Genomic DNA, 17,684 nt, shown 5'->3' with positions numbered 1-17,684 from the left:
ATACAGCGATATGGCCAACAAACTTGATCCGATGGACTTAAAACAAATACTCACATTACATCTGGAGGGTTACAGTAACCGTAAAATAGGTTCTGTTCTCGGTATTTCCCGTAACACTGTCAATACCTATATGCAACTGTTTGCTGGTAGCGACTATTCATGTCAGGAGCTTCTGGGGTTTGATACAGTTGCTTTATCCGAACTGTTCTCATCACATACGACCCTGGACACCATTCGCCATAATGAGCTCATGCTTTATTTTGAGGGTGTAAACAAGGCCCGGAACCATCCGGGTTTTACCTTTTTGTATCATTATCAGCAATATGTTGAGCTGGCGGCAGAACCTTATAGTTACACACAGTTCCTTGAGCATTTCCGCCGCAAGTACCCTAAAGAAAAAGGGTCAATGAAACTTCAGCACTTTGCTGGCGAAGAAATGTTCATAGACTTTGCCGGTAAAAAGCTGCAGATCATCGATAAGCAGACCGGAGAGATTGTTCCCGTGGAAGTATTTGTAGCCATACTTCCCTGCAGCCAGTACACTTACGTTCAGGCATGTATGAGTCAGAAACGCGAGGACATGCTGTCGTGTTGTGCTGATGCCTTACGTTTCTATGGCGGATCGCCTAAAGCGATTGTATCGGATAACCTAAAGTCCGCAGTTAACAGATCGAGTAAATACGAAGCCGATATCAACCGTAGCTTTAAAGACTTTGCCCGCCATTATAATTGTGTCATCAACCCCACCCGCAGTTACGCTCCCCAGGACAAGGCACTGGTTGAGAATGCGGTGCATTTGGTCTACCAGCGTATTTATTATCCTTTACGGGAAATGACCTTCTTTTCTCTGGAAGATCTTAACAGGGAAATTGCTGTCTTATTGGAGTGTTACAACAAGCTTTTGTTCAAACGAAAAGAATCTAGCCGTATTGAACTCTTCCAGAGTATTGAACGTCAGTATCTCAAAGAGCTACCGTCCAGTACCTATGAAATGAAAGACTATAAAAGGGCCAAGGTGCAGAAGATGGGCTACGCATATTTTTCTCCCGATAAGTGTTACTATAGTGTTCCATACCGGTATATCGGCAAGGAGACCATGATCCATTATACCAGGAGCCGTGTTGAGATCTATTATAACCATGAAAGGATTGCGCTGCATCAGCGCAACCTGAACAAGGGCAGCTATATCACCATCACAGATCATCTGAGCAGCACACATAAGATCTACTCGGATTGGAGCCCTGAGTTCTTCAGGAAAAAAGCATTGCCGCATGGTGAATATGTTTTGGCATGCATAGAAAAGGTACTGGCCTCGCAGGATTACCCGGAAATAAGCTATAAGCGCTCTTTGGGCATTATTCATCTGAACCGTTCCTATGGCTCTGAGCGGCTCAATAATGCCTGTAAAAGGGCTCTGGCTACAGATAGTTGCTCTTATCTGCGTGTAAAGAACATCCTGAAAAATAATATGGACAGACTGCCCGCTATTGATGAACAGCCCGAATCCATAAAACCACATATCCCTCTTCACAGCAACATACGCGGTGCTTCCGCTTACCAATAAAGACAATCAAAAATCACAACAATGAATAATCAGACAGTTGAAAAACTACGTAACATGCGCCTTGGGGCGATGGCTCAATTACACCAACAGTATGTAAAGGAAAACAGGTTCGAAGGCATCACATGCGACGAATACCTGGCACTACTGACCGACCATCAGTGGGAAGACCGCGAGAACAACAAAATTGATCGGTTACTGAAACTGGCAAACTTTAGGCAGAACGCCAGTCTTGCCGATATAAACTATTCCAGTGAAAGAAATCTGGACAAGAACATGTTCGCACGACTTGGTACACTGGACTTTACAATGAGAAAGGAAAACATCATTATATGTGGTGCTTCCGGCACAGGCAAAAGCTATCTATCACAGGCTCTTGGGCATCAGGGATGTCTTACTGGAGTAAAAACACTCTATACAGTAACTGCCAGACTGATCAAAAAGCTGAAATTGAGCAAAGTTGTAAGTAGCAACTTTGTACCATCAATTTTTCGCAAAAGTAATCCACCAGTGGATTAGCTAAAAATGAAAAAAGGCCGCATCTTTTGGTGTGAAACAAAATCAATGTCGGCCTCTTAATAAAAACAGAGTTTTTATGTGGTATAAAGTTAAAGAATTATTTGAATCAGGCTTAAATATAAGTCAGATTCATGTTGAAACGGGTTTGGATCGCGGGACAGTCCGTAAGTATCGATCACTGTCAGAAAGGGGTTTTCATGACTGGATTTCCCGCCCAAGAAATCTACCCAAGAAGCTGTCGGTGTATTATCACTTTGTAAAAGAGACTCTTGAGTTACAGCCCTACCTTTCTTCTGCACAGATCGAAGATCGTCTTATGGATCGCTATAGAGATCTTCCAGCGGTGCATAGTAAGACAATTTATAATTTTGTGAAGAATATCCGTCAGGAACATGGATTGGCAAAATACAAGGATAAGGATGCCCGTGATTATGAAAAGCTTCCCGAGACGCCATATGGTGATGAGGCTCAGGTAGACTTTGGTCAGGCATTTCTTCGTACCGAGACGAGTTATCAGATGAAAGTACATTTCTTTGCCATAGTGCTGAGCCGCTCCCGTCAGAAGTTTGTTTACTTTCAGAGTCATGCTTTTACTACCACAACTGCAATCTATGCACATGAATTAGCCTTTGAGTATTTTGGCGGTATCCCAAAGAAGATCCTGTATGATCAGGATCGTGTTTTTATCGTGGAAGAAAATCTTGGCGATATTCTGCTGACCGATGGATTTCGCAGCTTTTGTGATAGCAATCCCTTTGAACCGGTCTTTTGTCGTAAGGCTGATCCTGAGTCTAAGGGAAAAATAGAGAACGTGGTCAAATATGTGAAGCATAACTTTTTGCGGGGCAGGTTATATAAATCAATTCCGGTTTTGCAAAAGGATGCTCTGGAATGGTTGAAACGGCGTGGTAATGGAAAAGTACATGGTAGTACTGGTAAAATTCCTCACAAAGAATGGATCCTGGAACAACAATATCTGCAGCAAAATACTACTGCTCCAGCTTTGCCCAGGGCCATGCTACCAGAGTATTTTGTTCGCAAAGACAACTGTATCACTTATAGGGGCAACTATTATAGCCTTCCATCAGGGACCTATACTGGACAGGGCACCAAAGTCCTTCTGGAAATTAAAGGAAGCAGTATGTGTATTTATAGTAATACCAATCAAGTGCTGGCCCAGCATATGATATCACAGCAGAAAGGCTGCCTTGTACGTTTAGAAAGTCACAGAAGACCATGCGCTATAAAAGTGGAACAGACCACAGCAGAGGTTATGGCACTTTTAAATCATAGTAATGCGGCCATCTATCTATCTCTTTTAAAGCAGGACACACCCCGTTATTATCATGACAGTTTGAAGTTATATATAAAAGCCTGAAAAATGCTTCAGCGCAATCCATGGTTGCCACCCTTGATATTTGTCTGGAAAATAAGATCTACAATGCCTATGAGTTTGTACAGGTGATCACCCTTCAAAAGAAACTAGATCCCCTTGAGCCCGGTTATCTTCATATGGCACTTCGAATGGATCCTGACCATTTGCAACAGGGCATGAATCCTGAAACCAGTAACATCAACTACTACGAATCTATACTTAAATAGCAATGGAACAAATCAAACAAATTAAGGCGCATGCAGAAATACTGCGGCTAACGAATCTCAAGAAAGCCCCTGAAGAGATCATCCATCAGGCACAAATTGATAAACCTTCCTATATGGACTTTATCATGGGAATACTGGCTACCGAGGTAAACTATCGTAAATCGGCAGATCTAGAAAGAAGAATCCGCCTAGCTAAACTTCCCAAACACAATGATTTGGATGTTTATGACTTCAATGTCTCAAATGGAATACTAAAAGCAGAGCTTTCTCAGTTGAGGGAATTGTTGTGGCTTGAGCAGAATTATAATCTCATATTGATGGGCCCTAGTGGAACCGGAAAAACATATCTAGCAGCAGGTTTAATCCATGATGCACTGATCGGCGGATATAGAGCATACTTCCTGAGTATGGAAGAGTTAACGAACATTCTTAAGTTGAAGGATATTACTGTGTCAGCGATGAATGCATATAACCGTCTTTTAAAAGCGCATGTATTGGCGATAGATGATATTATGCTTTTTCCAATCAATAAAGCACAGGCCGTAGCATTCTTCAATATGATCAATCATTTACATGAGCAGGCTTCAATTATTATAACCACAAACAAATCTCCAAAACAGTGGGCTGAAACCCTGGAAGATGAGGTATTGGCAACCGCATTATTAGACAGGCTGCTATATAGATGTGAGGTAGTAAAACTAAAGGGAACCAGTTACAGAATGGAAAATAGAAAAACTATATTCCCAGAGAAAACACAAGAAATCAAATCAGTCTAATACGTATATTTTTTGTCCAAAAGTGGCGGATTACTTTTGCTAAAAATTGATGAAAGTAAATTTGCTATTTACAAAAGTTGACGGAACCTACCTCAAGGAGCTGGAAAAACTAACTAGAATGGATCTGCTAATACTGGATGACTTTGGCTTGCAAGCTTTCGATAATCAGGACAGGGAAACGCTGATGGATATTATAGACGATCGGCACGGTAAAAGATCAACTATAATCTCCTCCCAAATACCGGTATCGGCCTGGTACGAAATCATTGGTGGTGAAGGAACTATTGCAGACGCCATCTTGGATCGGATTGTAAACTCCTCTCACCGCATTGACCTGAAAGGTGAATCCATGAGAAAAGGAATATTGAAAAAGGAATAATCCCAGCTTTTTTATATAATTGTATGATCTTTTAAGTGGCACGGTTTGACCGAAATCACTGGCACCATCACTCCGAAATACCCAGTAATAGCTCCAGTTCCTGCATGCGTGGACTATTGATAGTTTTAGCGGCTGGAGTGGTAAAAAGAACGGATAGTTCATTATCGCTTTTCATTGAACTCATCATGGGTAATACCCAGTCTGTGCCATACATGCACATACTTCTTGACGGTGGTACGGGAAGTACCAACCATTCCATGGATCGTCTTGGTGCCGGTTCCCTGGCAATAAAGACGGATAATCTGTCGTAATTTATTCATTTTGATCGGGTTATTGGACATGGCAATCGCAGGTTTTTGTTCATCAAAAAGCTAAACAAAAACCCCGTCCAGGGAAACCCGTCAGTACAATACTTTAAATTCTTTTCAAGGGGTCACTTTGCTGTGGCGAAAGGGGGGCACTTTCATTTGGCGGAAAGGGATCAGTTTGCTCTGGCAGAGGGAATCATTTTTGAGTGGCGAAGAGGGGCCATTTTGGTGTGGTTTATCCACATAAAGCATTAATCATAACTAAATTCTATTTAAACAAATTTAGAACTTCTGGTTTGAATTGACCTTTATGGACGAGATTTTCAATGATTGGGAGAAATTCCCGCAATCCATTTATCTGAATGCCCGCTGGAACAACTCCTGTATTCAAATAGAATAAAAAATCACCAACATATTCCCTATAGTAAGTTAATCCATTATCATCATCATTCCGATTCAATCTTTTATAACTCGCATCCAATTGTTGAACTTCTTTCGAAATTTGCACTATCAGGGTAATGAAATCTACATCCTGATATTTTACAATAAAATCGTTTAGATCGTATTTCATGATTTAAATTTTAATAATTCCGAAATTACAAATTTTAATTATATACCGTTAGAAAAATTAAAACGGCAAATCATCATCAATGCTAATTTCGATAGGTAAAGCTGAATTCGGTAACGGTAAATTGTTAACTATAAACTGATTTATAATATCGTCCCTTTCCATAAATAAAATCTGACTACGTTTCGACTTATCCAAAACATTAGCCAACCAGTTCTTTGCTGCCTTGGTAATCTCTCCTCCGGCAACAATAAAGGCATGATCCACTAGTACATTCTTCCCTATTTCTGGATCAAAAATTTCGTGTGCCAACATCATCAAAGCTTGGTTATGTATTTCGGCTACATTTGCATTACTGCCTTTTGTCATTCCAGAAGCATCTAGTTTTCCCTTTTTCACCTGTACGCCAAAATATAACCAATGCTGAGTAGGCAACATAAATTTCATCCAAATATCCTTGCCATATTCAAGTGATTTATCCTTATGTCCAGCAATTGAAATTCTATAATACCCCAGTTGTCTGAAAAGTGGCAACAAAATCTCTTCAATGAGTTCGTCCTCTGAACATTGCCCTAAATAATTAACAAGCGCTTCTCTCCGTTTTATTTCTGAGTTTGTAAATGGACGATGTGGATTTGCTGAAGGCTTCAAAACTTTTTGTGAAGGAATATGCTTAAGGTAACATATGTTGTCATCAGCATAAAAAGCTTCAAAATTATCTCTGGAAAGTACTGTATTTAGTTCCTCCAAAGCATTTAATCTGTTTTTGTCCTCATTATGTGCATCAGCCTTGTCCATAAGCACTTGGATTACTCTGCAAAATGTATCCGAAGGCATATCATTGGTCGTACTTGGTTCTTTTAATATTTCAGTGAGTGTTTCAGAAACCCATTTTGGCCTAGTACTGCCATCATGTACAAAATCAGTCTCAGCATCCCCGAAAAACTCAGTAAGATAAAAACTACTTCGATAGACAAAATGTGATATTTTATTCTCTTTGATATCTCCGCATATCAATGTCGCGAGTTGGTAGAGTGTACGGGTCTTGAATTCCATAATGAAAAATGTTTTAAAATTGGTCTTTACAAAAAATAATTATTTTTTGTAATAAACTACGAGTTTTTAAATGAGTATCAGAAGTTTTAAAAATGGAATTACAGTTGATGAAGACGTTCGTAAAAAAGCTCAAGATTTGAATTTGTGCCATTGAAAATCTCAGTCTGATATTTAGCCGCTAGACCAGTTTGCAATAATTCGAATTTACGTTGTTTGTCCGTGAATAAAAGATCAGATGCGGGTAATCCAGCTGATAACCGCATGATGTCAATCTGGTCATTAATGGTTTCCTTTTTATGTTCGATCGCTAGGTTTGCTGTAAGGCTTACACGAATGTCCAGAGGTGGAATCAAGTCAAAGCCACTTTGATAAATCAAATCCCGTAACTGATGCCCTTCACTATAATCTAATTTATGCTCCCATAAAAGCAATTGTAACAACAAATCAGTCCAGACAATAACCGAACTGCCCTCGAAATCAACTCCTTGACTAATGATCTGCCCTTTATTAATTAGTTCTACTAATCGGTCCAAGAATGGCTGAACCTGCATCAATTTACAGGCTTGAAACATTGGCTCCATAACAGACCTTGGAAAACGCTTTTGTGCTAAAACTTTCCTAAGATCATTTTGCCCAGCAGCAATTTCTGAAACTTGGCTAGCTAAAAGCTGATGTTTAGCTCTGAAACCATCATACGCCCCCTTTTGAGCCAATGTATTACTATAACGTAATTGCCCGAAAAATGTAGTTTTCGTAATTGGGAGTTTGCGTATGGTACAAGTAATGTAGTTCGCCGCAGCATTGGCCTCTGGTAAAAATGCCCACCCATTAGATAGACGGTGAAATTGAGAATCAGTTAGAAGAGCATTCTCCTTTATTTTATTTGCCGTTTCAAGTAAATGTTCAAATGGTAATGGACAAATCACTTTGCCATCCTGGTGTTTATTAAGTAATAGCCGACTGATTTTAAGCCACAGATCATTTGGAGGGTTATCGAATAAATTGCTTGCAGCAAACTGATCGAGATAAATACAGGTTACATTATTACCAAAATACTCCTTCATTAATTAATTTTAACCAGTATTATAATTGAACTACTCTAATGTTGAAATACGGTTATCAAGATAACAACCGTTATGGAACTCGCCTCATTACGAATCCACGGAAACTAGTAGTTCGAGATGCTCTGCGAAACATCTCGAAAACCTGAATCCAATTAATATCATTATTTTTACTTAATTGCTGATGGCTAATTCCACGAAAGCTAAAGAAGTTTAAATTTAGCCCACTCTTTCACAAGGATAAACATTCTTATAGTTCCTATGCAAATAAGAACCCGCTGAGGGAGCGTCCCGTAGGTTTTCAAACTCAAATTGGTTAACTCCCCTATATACATATAGGCCGCCCTTTAGAAAGGTTACATATACATCTTCATTTTGCTCATCATAACCAACGCTTTCAATCGTCGAGGAATTGATAAAAGTCATTTCTGGTAAATTCATATCTTATAATTTTTGTTTCTCCAAGCCTTTAATAGCTTTTTATATTCTTCCTCAGGGTCATCAATTGTTGTAAGCCATTGTTCTGAAGCTTTTGGATCCGAACTTTTCGGTGCATGGGCGATTTTAAAGAATTTGACCCTTGAGGGAATTTTCACCGCCTCTCCAGAAATCAGAGCTTCTCCGGTTCTAAGGCTTGGCAAGAGGTCAACCATACTCTGTAATTCATCCTGAACCGCTGATCGAATGTGTGAACGATCCTTTGCATTATTCATTCGCAACGCGATCATAGTACCACATTGGCTCAATACAGTTTCATCTAATTCAGAAGGGCGTTGGGTTACTAGCAATAAGCCTACGCCATATTTCCTGCCTTCTTTTGCAATCATTTGTACTGTTCTAGAAGAAATGGAGTGTTCACCTGATTTGAGGTAACTATGAGCTTCCTCAAGTACAATCATTAATGGTTGATTTTTACCTCCGACTTGGGTATTGACCCCCCAGAATAACCCGTCATAAATGATTTTTAGTAACGTACCTGATATTGAAGTCATAATTTCACTAGGTATCCCAGACAAATCTAAAATCGTGATCGGTAATTTGTTACCAAGCCAATCTAGAAATAACGTATCGATATCCTTTTCGATCATTCCATTTTCATTCGGATTTAATTTACCAGGAGCGAACAAAAATCCGTAGCTACTGTCGTTGAGCTTGTTTCGCATTCCATCCAAAAAGTTCAATAACCCTTTTGCCTTAGGATTTAGGAAAGGAGGACTGCTCCCCAAGCCCGCAGGAGGATATTGGTTTGATTTTAAGGACTCGATTTCTCCCTCAGCTATTTTTGCTGAAACTGTGACGCGATCTAGACCAAAATTTTTTCTTTCAAAGTCGTCCAATTCAAACCATAGTCTTTTAAGACTAAAAGGAATGGGAGAATCAGCAGTAATAGACTCCTTTGAAATATCCATTTTGTTCTCATCTGCACTCTTTATCTTTGCCTCTACCACCTTCTCTCTAACGTATTCACGATTGGTATCAGAAAGAGTACCCGAAAATATACTCATTAGTTCATTGAATTGTAGCGCCCAAAATGGTATGTAGAGTTTATTTTTTTCATCAACCGGATTTACCTCAATGACCTTAGAATATTTAGCCAAGGCATCATTATATTCTCCATGTGGATCTATTACCAAAATTCTAGAACTCTCAAAATTTCTCTTTGCTATTGCTTCAAGTAAAACCGAAACAGCATTAGATTTTCCGCTACCAGTCGATCCGACAATTGCACAATGCCGCGATATCAGCTTATTTAAGTCGATTCTAGCCTCTAAGCTTTCAGATACACTAATGTTTCCTATTTTAATAGAATTAACATCCTCGTAGCCGCCATATATAATATCCAAATCTTGAATGGTCACCAAATGAACCTTATCACCTGTAGTTGGATACTGAGTCACACCTCTCTCAAATTTTCTACCGACCTGTTCTCCTGCGAGAACAATGTTTATCCAACTTGTATTCTGGAATGCACTGTAATCTTTGACATATATTTCTTTTAAGCTTTCTGGAATTGCTCCTGCACCAATCTGAGTGACAATACCATAAAGGTTTGCATATCCCAAGGGGATCCTTACAAAAGATCCAATCTGTCCTATACGATAAACAACACCGTCAATAATAGGCATATTGGATTTTATGTTGTCAAATAATTTCACGGATATGCTATTCCCGCTTATACTATCGATCTCACCGATTTCTGTTATTTTATTTCTTGCCATTTATTCCAAGCCTCCTTATCTCGTTGTCGTTAATCATTGAATTCAGGAAGTTTACTAGCTTACCGAAATCTGGCAAGATAAATTCCCCACTTCCCACCCACTCGTCCTCTATTTCTGGATCTGCAATAAAGAATTGCTCTACATTGTCATTTACCTGAGGTTTTGTCTTAATTAGCCAATTTCCATGAGCACATCCGATTACTGCCGATCGTGAACCATAGAATGATATTTTAGTATTATCAAGCCCCAATTTGACAACGTTGCTTTCAGCGGTTAACACTTCGTAATTATCAAATATTAATCCGATAACATGTGAGGTTGTATTGGTTTTAAGTGCTGAAATAATACGCGAATTGATGTGTTCATCACCCCAAGAATAACCACACGTAATCAGTATTGAATCATCTTGTTTTAGGAAATTAGATAATCTATCTAAAAGACTTTCGTATGGTTGCTTCTTTGAATCCTTGTACTTAAGAGTGGACGGATAAATAAGTATATCATTATCATCAGGATTAACCCGTAAAATTTTTCCAGTATCCTTATCGAAATGCCAGCCAAGTGATCCATGTATTTTCCATAGCTTAGTTTGTTTAGCCAAAAAAGAGAGATCTTCTACAGATTCAGGGTTAAAAAATGGTCTTAAGCTACCACAAAAGCCATCGTAATATGGTATTTCCTTACATTCCAGCCCGAGTTCAAAGAGAAAATCATAGTTCGTAGTAAAAATTTCTATTGGATGCTTTCTTTCTGCCTGACCAATCCAATTCGCAAAATCCGTATGCACGAGATCCTTTACAATAGCGTTAGATGCAATTTTTGAATCTGCGGTCTTATGTACACTAACCATTTTGCGCACATTCTTCTTAATTTCTGTAATAAGACTTTCAAAGCTGCCTTTCTCAAGCCCATTTAATTTACCAGCACCAATGAATGTTACTTTCTGTTCTAAATTTGATAAGATGGTCTCAATATTAAAGTTTTTTTCCCCCAGTTCAATCTTTATTTCCACAAGCGCTTTTTCATAATCAGCGCATGCCTCTCCAACTAACTTAACAATATCATTGGTCATCTTTCCTATTGCCGGAACAGTTAAACTATTTCCATTTTTTACTGCCAAGGAGCTCCCTGCACCAAACAAAAATCCGATCCTTTTCTTATCAGAAGTAAGAATTTGTTGAATACCTCTAATGTATTCTGAGGGGTCATGTGTTGTTGTAACCATTATCTTCTTAATTTTAAACTCTCTCTGTTATTTGATTCTTCAATAGATATTAATTTGTTTAATAATATTCTCTACTCAGAATATTTTACACCTAACAAACTTAAATACATTTAATAAGCCAAGCGGACTTCAAACCGATCCACAAAGATTATAACCGTAGCACAAAGCTAAAAGAGCTTGCCTTTAGCTTTTTTTTTGGATAAAATTTAATAACTTTAGGTTAAAAACAATGAAGAGTAGCGCTTTCAGTTTACATACTATTTAGCTCAATAAGTTTAGTTAAATTTAAAGTTGCCAATATTTAATTAAAAAAACAATACTGATTAGAAAAAATCAACAATAATGGTTTATTCATCAAATATATCATTCGCATGGTGTTTTGGTCTTTGATTTTAAAGGTAATGGGTTTTTATTTTTTTTGTTTACGGTAAACCGTAGTGAGTCTGAAAATTGCCAGTAAGTGAAAAGCATTACAATAAGATCTATTTAAACATTAAACCCAAATCAGGAAAATGAGTGCAAGTCTTATTCTAAACTATTGTCCGCCTGTACCCTTCAGTTATTATTATCAAATAAGCCACTGACGCGACCGCTTCCGATCGGTAGACTACCCATTATGACTGGCATAACTTTAAATCCACGGTTAATCAGAGTACCAATTTTTCTACTAAATTCACTACGGATCCTGTGGAGCTTGGTTAACTCATCAAAATGGGTACACTTACCTTTTACTTCAAAAACCGAGAAACAAACACAGCTTGATTTGGATTCACTAATTGAACGTTCAATTCAAATGTTTCCCGCATGGGAATAATTGCAGTAGCACCTGTCACAGCAGACTACTGATTATCAAAACCTTAAACACTTGATTATGCGTTCGCAGGCTAGAAGATCAACATCGCTTCCTCGCCTTTTTCTGTACGACCGATGAAGGGCAAGCCAGAGTAAATGGCCACATTAAGGATTGCAGAGAAAACCCGTTTGATATCACAAGATCGAAACAGAAAGCCTGACCCGAAGGGTAATGCCCTTAGTTTTAAAAAACTTAGCATCTTTGCCAACATAACCAACCCCAATGAACTCGACAAAACAAAAAATGCTAGAAGCTTTCAAAAAAGAGGAAAGCACAATAGATAATATAATCCCTAATCTCAATATCTGGAAACACAGTTTTCAGTCTATTTTAACATTTGCTTTGTATCAAGTGGAATATCTTGATGCAAACCCCACTGCCGATAACCCCATGGACTACCTAGGACGCCTCGCCGATGTATACCCTATCATTAACGAATATTCAAAGCAAGTCCCGATAATGAGCACGGAAGAAAGCATGGAAAAACTGCAAGGTGACCCAGATTTATCTGAAGACATCAACACGCTATATGCATATGCGCACTACTGCCAGATTATGCCTCAGATCCACAAAAAGATCTTTGATGTGATCCAAAATGGCGAATTGAACTTTAGTTTGATATTTAAAGAGGAAAAGTTTGCAGATGCAGAGATAAAGGACAAAATACTTAGTGCGACAGCACAGCAGCTTTCTCTCTCATTCTTGGATGCAGATAAGCTTAAAGCATATTTAAAGCAAAAAGTTGAACGGCATCAGTATCAAATGGAAGAATCAGATTTTGATTGGATCAGATCGCTGTTCCTTCACCACATTAGGCTTTCTCAACGTATAGAAGTCTTGCCGGATCCGGCCATCGAAGCTCATTTAGGATTCAGCAACAAAGAGTACGACCAGTTTAAAGCAACTTTGACAGCATTTTCAGATTTTCAGATTCAGCTCGGAAAACTCTGGATGGCCGCTTCCTTAACAGATACAGCATATTCAAGAGCATATCAAGATATGTATCTTCGAAACTCAGTGTGCTGTGAAGATTACTACATTTTTGATTTGATGTGCTTAATCAGCAACCTTTCCATGACCACGTTTGATAAAATCCTTTCGTATTATATATCAATACACCAACAGCCAGAGCACAGACAATACGAATCCAATTCTGCTTGCAAAGATGGGTATTTCCCTCCATTTGTGCTCACAAAGACAAAAGTGATTTTTAGTCCTCATGCGCTTAGGTACATGCACCCTTTTCAAAACATCCTCTATTCGGTGAAAGAAAAGAACCAGAGATTGTTTGACGACAATATTTCGAAATACCTAGAACCTACACTAATTAATCAAACTGAACGATTATTTAACAAATTCTCTTCCGAACTAAAAGTAAAAAAAAACATCCACTATGCGGAAGGAGAAATCGATCTGATGGTACTCTCTGAAATTGAAAAGACCTGCTTGGTCTTTCAAATTAAAGCGACTGTGGCTCCGTCCAGTAACCGTACTATCACCAATGTAGAAAAACGAACTCTGGAGGCAGCCGAGCAGATAGAACGGTATGAAAAAATGGGAGAAGAAAAAAAACTACAACATATTAACCAGGCCTTTGGAACTAGGCTCGATACAATTAAGACAATCAATATCATATTAGTCAGGCATTGTGCAGGATCTGTGAAAGCATGGAATGGGAATCATCAAATTCTCAACTATAGTATTATGACTGGGCTTTTGGGTAAAAAACTCCAGAACTCAGATATGACAATCAGTAATATGAAGAATGATATTAACGGTTATATGGAGGAACTGGTAGTAATAGCTGAAAGCAGGGTCAAAGTCCAGCATTTTCAAATCGGTGAATTGACCATCGACTTTCCAGATATTATTCACAATGATCTTGATGTGATCGCACGGAACCTGAAGTACTGTGCATACATGGGTGATTATAAAACTGCTCTCTAAAACTTGGGGCTGGATGGGACCGGCAGAAACATTTATAAACAACTATATTGAGGACTAAAATCATGTTCACACAAACAAAACCCACAGAATCTCGAATATTCCCCACAAAGGAAGATGTCTTATTAGCTATAACAAATGTAAACTCCCTAGATCTTGGATCTTCATCAATTCAAGAAATCAGTGAAGCACTGTGGCCCATTATAGAAAATTTAATAATTACATTGCCGCCAACACCAATTAATACAATTATTTTTAGAGGAAGAATCTGTCAAAGTAAACCAACACATCTTAAAGAAATTATTCATCCAACTCCGGAATTTGCTAAAAATTATGGCAGATGCAACGATATTGGGCAACCAATATTTTATGGAAGTATTGAAAGCTCAGTCCCAACTAATGAGTTGCATGTCAAGGATGGGCAGTATTATGTTGAAGGCGCATATATCACTACTAAAGAAATGAGATTGAGTCATGTTGGATTTACATCGCAGACAGAGCAAAGGCTTGCTTCAAAAAGAAATCTACCTACAGCTCATACCTTTGTAAAAGAAATTGCTAAATATGGAGAGCTTAACCAAATCATTTACGATTATTTAGCAGATGCTTTTACAAGAGAAATACCAGAAAATAAAACTTATTTATATAAAATAAGTATAGCGATATCTAATCATTTAATGGATGGAGAATGCATTGAAGGATTAACGTATCCTTCAATGGCAGCTAAAGGTAATGCAGATAATATTGCACTAAAACCTTCATTTGTTAATTCTGGATTACGATTGTTGTATACCACATACTCAAAGATAACCAGTATTTCTAATGGAAGAATTTTTTATGAATTTCTCGATACCTCAGATGAATTGAATAGTGACAACGGTATAATTTGGAGTGGCAGACATTTAGGTTATCCGATACCTGATGGAAAAATGTCATATATAGAAGTGAATGGAAGGTCAGTCCCTATCGATCCTAATGGTGAGAGAATCTATGAAAAATGTATCGGGCAAAAAATAGAAAAAAAAACAAGTTTCAAAAGGGCCTTTGACACTCAAAATCGTAAACTTGAATATAGTAAAACCTACTTTAACAAATATAATATTCATTTATCTATGGATATTATGGTGATGTTGACCCCAGTAATGCATCATACTGACCCCGTCTGGGATTTGGCTCATCAGAATCTGATGGCATGACAATTTTACCTTTTTTTTCTTAGACTTTCTCCTTTTAGTTCAATTCTGTATGAAGTATGCACCATACGATCTAAAAGTGCATCGGCAATTGTATTTTCTCCGATGATATCATACCACTTCGCCACTGGTAACTGGCTGGCAATTATGGTAGCCCTTGATGCATGGCGATCCTCTATAATCTCCATCATGTCCATCCGCTGCTGCTGTTCGAGATGGGTCAGTCCGAAATCATCAAGGATAAGCAACTCGGCCTTTGATATTTTCTCGAAGAACTTATATACAGTACCATCAATACGGCTCATTTTAGTTTTCAGCAATAATTTTTGGACATTAAAATAAGCCACTCTGTATCCCTGAGTACATGCCTGATGTCCCAGCGCTGACGCCAGGAAACTTTTTCCAGTACCAGTAGAACCGCATACCAATATTGCTTCCCCTTTAGGAATGTATTCGCCTGTCGCAAAATTTGCAATAAGCGACCTATCTAGCCCCCTTGCGGTCTCCATATTCAGTTCCTCTATTGATGCCCTGTAGCGAAAGTTGGCATTAGCCTGTAGTCTTTCAAAGCGTTTGCCGTCCCGGTCATCGCTTTCGGCCTGCAGAAGAACTTCCATTCCTTCGCTAAAGGTAAGCTCATGGAGCTTTCTTGTTTCTGTTAAGGCCTGCCAGCTCCGGTTCATTCCGTGCAGACGAAGCTGTTTAAGCTGTGTTTCAATGTTCATTCTTTAGAATTTAAGTGTTGATTGTGAATAATATTCGCTTCCCCTAATGTTCTGATGCTCGGGCAGAGATTGGTCTGGTTTTACCAGATCCTGATGGTTTGTCATATTGTTCTTAAGTATCCGTTCCACAAACCTGTAGGAAAAGTTCCGGTACTCGATTGCCAGTTCACATGCTGCTGCAAATGCATCGGGCAAAGCAGTCTTCTGTAGTCTGAGTAGACCATCACAGGTTCTGTAAAGCTGCTCAGGATGGCTCGGTTGGCCAAAAATGAGCTGGGTAAGCATATAGAGCTCTGGTGACTTTTCCTTTGCTCTTGCTATATAATACTCCGGGCTTCTTTCCAAGTAATGCCTGTGGTGTGAACTCAAATGCTCCTTCTGTGTTGAATACCCAGCCCTGTGCATATTTCTAATGTGCAAGGCGATTTGTTTGCCACGTGCATAGATCCTGACCATACTCCTGGTATATATTACCTGGACTTTTGTTCCAACAAATGCAAACGGAACGCTATAATAATGCTTATCCTTTCCAAGGTAAATGTGGTTATTATTAGCCACCTTGGGCTCAGCATAGTACTTTACCTCAAAGCCCTCAGAAGGCAGCGATTTCAGCAGATGCTTTTCGGCTGCCAGAAAACGTTCCTCTCTGCAATAAGGCTTTTGCTGCATCCGGGTCTGGTTATGGGCTTTTACCTTTTCCCTTATGGCGATGTTCAGCGATTCAATATCAAAGAACTGACGGTTACGCAAACGGGCATAAACCCGGTTATAGACGAGTTTGACCTGGTTTTCAACCAAAGCCTTATCCTTTGGCTTTCTCGGCCTGGCGGGGATTACGGTAATGCTGTAATAGTTTGCAAAGTCTTCTAGCGCCCGGTTGATCTCAGGTTCAAAACGATCAGTTTTTACCACTGCTGATTTCAGATTATCGGGAACTAACACCGCTGGAGCACCACCGATCTCACGGAGGCAACATTCAAGTGCATATAAAAAATCATCCACGCGTTGGCTCCGAACAGCCATGGCAAAACAGTAATCAGAGAAAGGAAGTGTCGCTACAAAGATCTGGCATGGGATAAGTTCACCCGTACCACGATCTATATAATGCATGGGCTTACCCGCAAAATCTATAAATAACTTATCGCCGGCGAGATGTTCCAGTCTCATTCCGGGCCTGCGTGCAATAAGTTGCTGTCGCAGGTGGAAACAGAACTGGGAATAGCTGTATCCTTCTTTGTAGCCGGAAATATATTCTTCATAAAGGAGGGTTCGGCTTACGCCGACTTCTTTAAGTTCATTGGAATAATATTCGAGGTTCTTGCTCATGTGTTCGAACCTGGGGTCCTTATAGGCAGGATTACCAGCATGGAAATTGCCTTTAAGAATAGGATCATCCATATCCAGGAGCTCTGATACTGCGAGTTTCCCTACAGACAGTTTGGCTAGGTAGGCTTTAACGGTATTCTTGCTGATGCCCAGGTTTCGGGCAATGCTCTTGATGGAATTGCCTTGCTCGTGCAGGCGAAGAAGTTGTTTGATCTGACTCATTGCTTTTGCTTTTCCGGCCATCAGCGTTCTGGTTAGGTGGGGTGTATTCACCTAAGTAAGCCAAATCAAATTAAAGAAGGGGGTCAGCATGCTCAAGCAGAATACGGTTTAAACGTAATCAGCAGGGGTCAACATGCTCCGTTACAA

Annotated in this window: 16 protein-coding genes and 1 pseudogene; 8 read left to right on the top strand and 9 right to left on the bottom strand. The window is 39.1% G+C overall.

Annotated features, from left to right (window positions below; translation table 11 throughout):
• The first annotated feature begins 10 nt into the window (after window positions 1-10).
• From istA (AQ505_RS08185) to AQ505_RS08160, 6 genes and pseudogenes are all read left to right on the top strand, one after another.
• Window positions 11-1,564 carry an IS21 family transposase gene (gene istA, locus AQ505_RS08185; protein WP_062547729.1) on the top strand — a complete coding sequence of 518 codons (1,554 nt, stop codon included), beginning with the start codon at window positions 11-13 and terminating at the stop codon, window positions 1,562-1,564.
• Window positions 1,565-1,585: 21 nt separating this feature from the next.
• Window positions 1,586-2,080, top strand: a complete 495-nt coding sequence (locus AQ505_RS08180; protein ID WP_231635045.1) for an ATP-binding protein — start codon at window positions 1,586-1,588, stop codon at window positions 2,078-2,080.
• A gap of 76 nt (window positions 2,081-2,156) precedes the next feature.
• Window positions 2,157-3,458 (top strand): IS21 family transposase, encoded by a 1,302-nt coding sequence (istA, locus tag AQ505_RS08175; RefSeq protein WP_062547728.1) that lies wholly within the window; start codon window positions 2,157-2,159, stop codon window positions 3,456-3,458.
• A 20-nt stretch (window positions 3,459-3,478) separates the two neighbouring features.
• Window positions 3,479-3,682, top strand: a complete 204-nt coding sequence (locus AQ505_RS08170; protein ID WP_062547727.1) for a hypothetical protein — start codon at window positions 3,479-3,481, stop codon at window positions 3,680-3,682.
• 2 nt (window positions 3,683-3,684) lie between these two features.
• Window positions 3,685-4,458, top strand: coding sequence for an IS21-like element helper ATPase IstB (gene istB / locus AQ505_RS08165; protein ID WP_062547726.1), 774 nt, complete (start codon window positions 3,685-3,687; stop codon window positions 4,456-4,458).
• Window positions 4,459-4,519: 61 nt separating this feature from the next.
• Window positions 4,520-4,837, top strand: a pseudogene (locus AQ505_RS08160) (ATP-binding protein); the annotation flags it as partial.
• A 161-nt stretch (window positions 4,838-4,998) separates the two neighbouring features.
• Here the strand turns inward: AQ505_RS08160 and AQ505_RS08155 are convergent.
• The 7 genes from AQ505_RS08155 to AQ505_RS08120 all read right to left on the bottom strand — a co-directional run bounded on the left by AQ505_RS08155 (window position 4,999) and on the right by AQ505_RS08120 (window position 11,274).
• Window positions 4,999-5,157, bottom strand: coding sequence for a helix-turn-helix domain-containing protein (locus AQ505_RS08155; RefSeq protein ID WP_197286332.1), 159 nt, complete (start codon window positions 5,155-5,157; stop codon window positions 4,999-5,001).
• Between the two features lie 256 nt (window positions 5,158-5,413).
• On the bottom strand, window positions 5,414-5,716 hold the full coding sequence (locus AQ505_RS08145) for a hypothetical protein (protein ID WP_062547723.1): 303 nt from the start codon (window positions 5,714-5,716) through the stop codon (window positions 5,414-5,416).
• Window positions 5,717-5,773: 57 nt separating this feature from the next.
• Complete coding sequence (locus AQ505_RS08140; protein WP_062547722.1) at window positions 5,774-6,769, bottom strand: hypothetical protein; 996 nt, start codon at window positions 6,767-6,769, stop codon at window positions 5,774-5,776.
• Between the two features lie 98 nt (window positions 6,770-6,867).
• Entirely contained in the window at window positions 6,868-7,833 is a 966-nt protein-coding gene (locus AQ505_RS08135) for a hypothetical protein (protein ID WP_062547721.1), read from the bottom strand.
• A gap of 216 nt (window positions 7,834-8,049) precedes the next feature.
• On the bottom strand, window positions 8,050-8,271 hold the full coding sequence (locus AQ505_RS08130) for a KTSC domain-containing protein (protein WP_062547720.1): 222 nt from the start codon (window positions 8,269-8,271) through the stop codon (window positions 8,050-8,052).
• Window positions 8,268-10,049: an ATP-binding protein gene (locus AQ505_RS08125; RefSeq protein ID WP_062547719.1), complete on the bottom strand. Its 1,782-nt coding sequence runs from the start codon at window positions 10,047-10,049 to the stop codon at window positions 8,268-8,270. The genes AQ505_RS08130 and AQ505_RS08125 overlap by 4 nt, the downstream gene beginning before the upstream one ends.
• Entirely contained in the window at window positions 10,036-11,274 is a 1,239-nt protein-coding gene (locus tag AQ505_RS08120) for an SIR2 family protein (protein ID WP_062547718.1), read from the bottom strand. The genes AQ505_RS08125 and AQ505_RS08120 overlap by 14 nt, the downstream gene beginning before the upstream one ends.
• Window positions 11,275-12,349: 1,075 nt before the next feature.
• Between AQ505_RS08120 and AQ505_RS08110 the strand changes: the two genes are divergently transcribed.
• A complete protein-coding gene (locus AQ505_RS08110; protein WP_062547716.1) occupies window positions 12,350-14,074 on the top strand; it encodes a hypothetical protein in 1,725 nt (574 codons plus the stop codon).
• A 62-nt stretch (window positions 14,075-14,136) separates the two neighbouring features.
• On the top strand, window positions 14,137-15,267 hold the full coding sequence (locus AQ505_RS08105; protein ID WP_062547715.1) for a hypothetical protein: 1,131 nt from the start codon (window positions 14,137-14,139) through the stop codon (window positions 15,265-15,267).
• Between the two features lie 5 nt (window positions 15,268-15,272).
• On the opposite strand, the gene istB (AQ505_RS08100) is transcribed toward AQ505_RS08105, so the two are convergent.
• Both istB (AQ505_RS08100) and istA (AQ505_RS08095) read right to left on the bottom strand, forming a co-directional pair.
• Window positions 15,273-15,989: an IS21-like element helper ATPase IstB gene (istB, locus tag AQ505_RS08100; protein ID WP_062547714.1), complete on the bottom strand. Its 717-nt coding sequence runs from the start codon at window positions 15,987-15,989 to the stop codon at window positions 15,273-15,275.
• A 3-nt stretch (window positions 15,990-15,992) separates the two neighbouring features.
• Entirely contained in the window at window positions 15,993-17,558 is a 1,566-nt protein-coding gene (istA, locus tag AQ505_RS08095; RefSeq protein WP_062547713.1) for an IS21 family transposase, read from the bottom strand.
• Window positions 17,559-17,684: the final 126 nt, after the last annotated feature.

This window comes from Pedobacter sp. PACM 27299 (assembly GCF_001412655.1).
Classification (GTDB): domain Bacteria; phylum Bacteroidota; class Bacteroidia; order Sphingobacteriales; family Sphingobacteriaceae; genus Pedobacter.
This window is presented reverse-complemented; position numbering and strand designations above follow the sequence as displayed.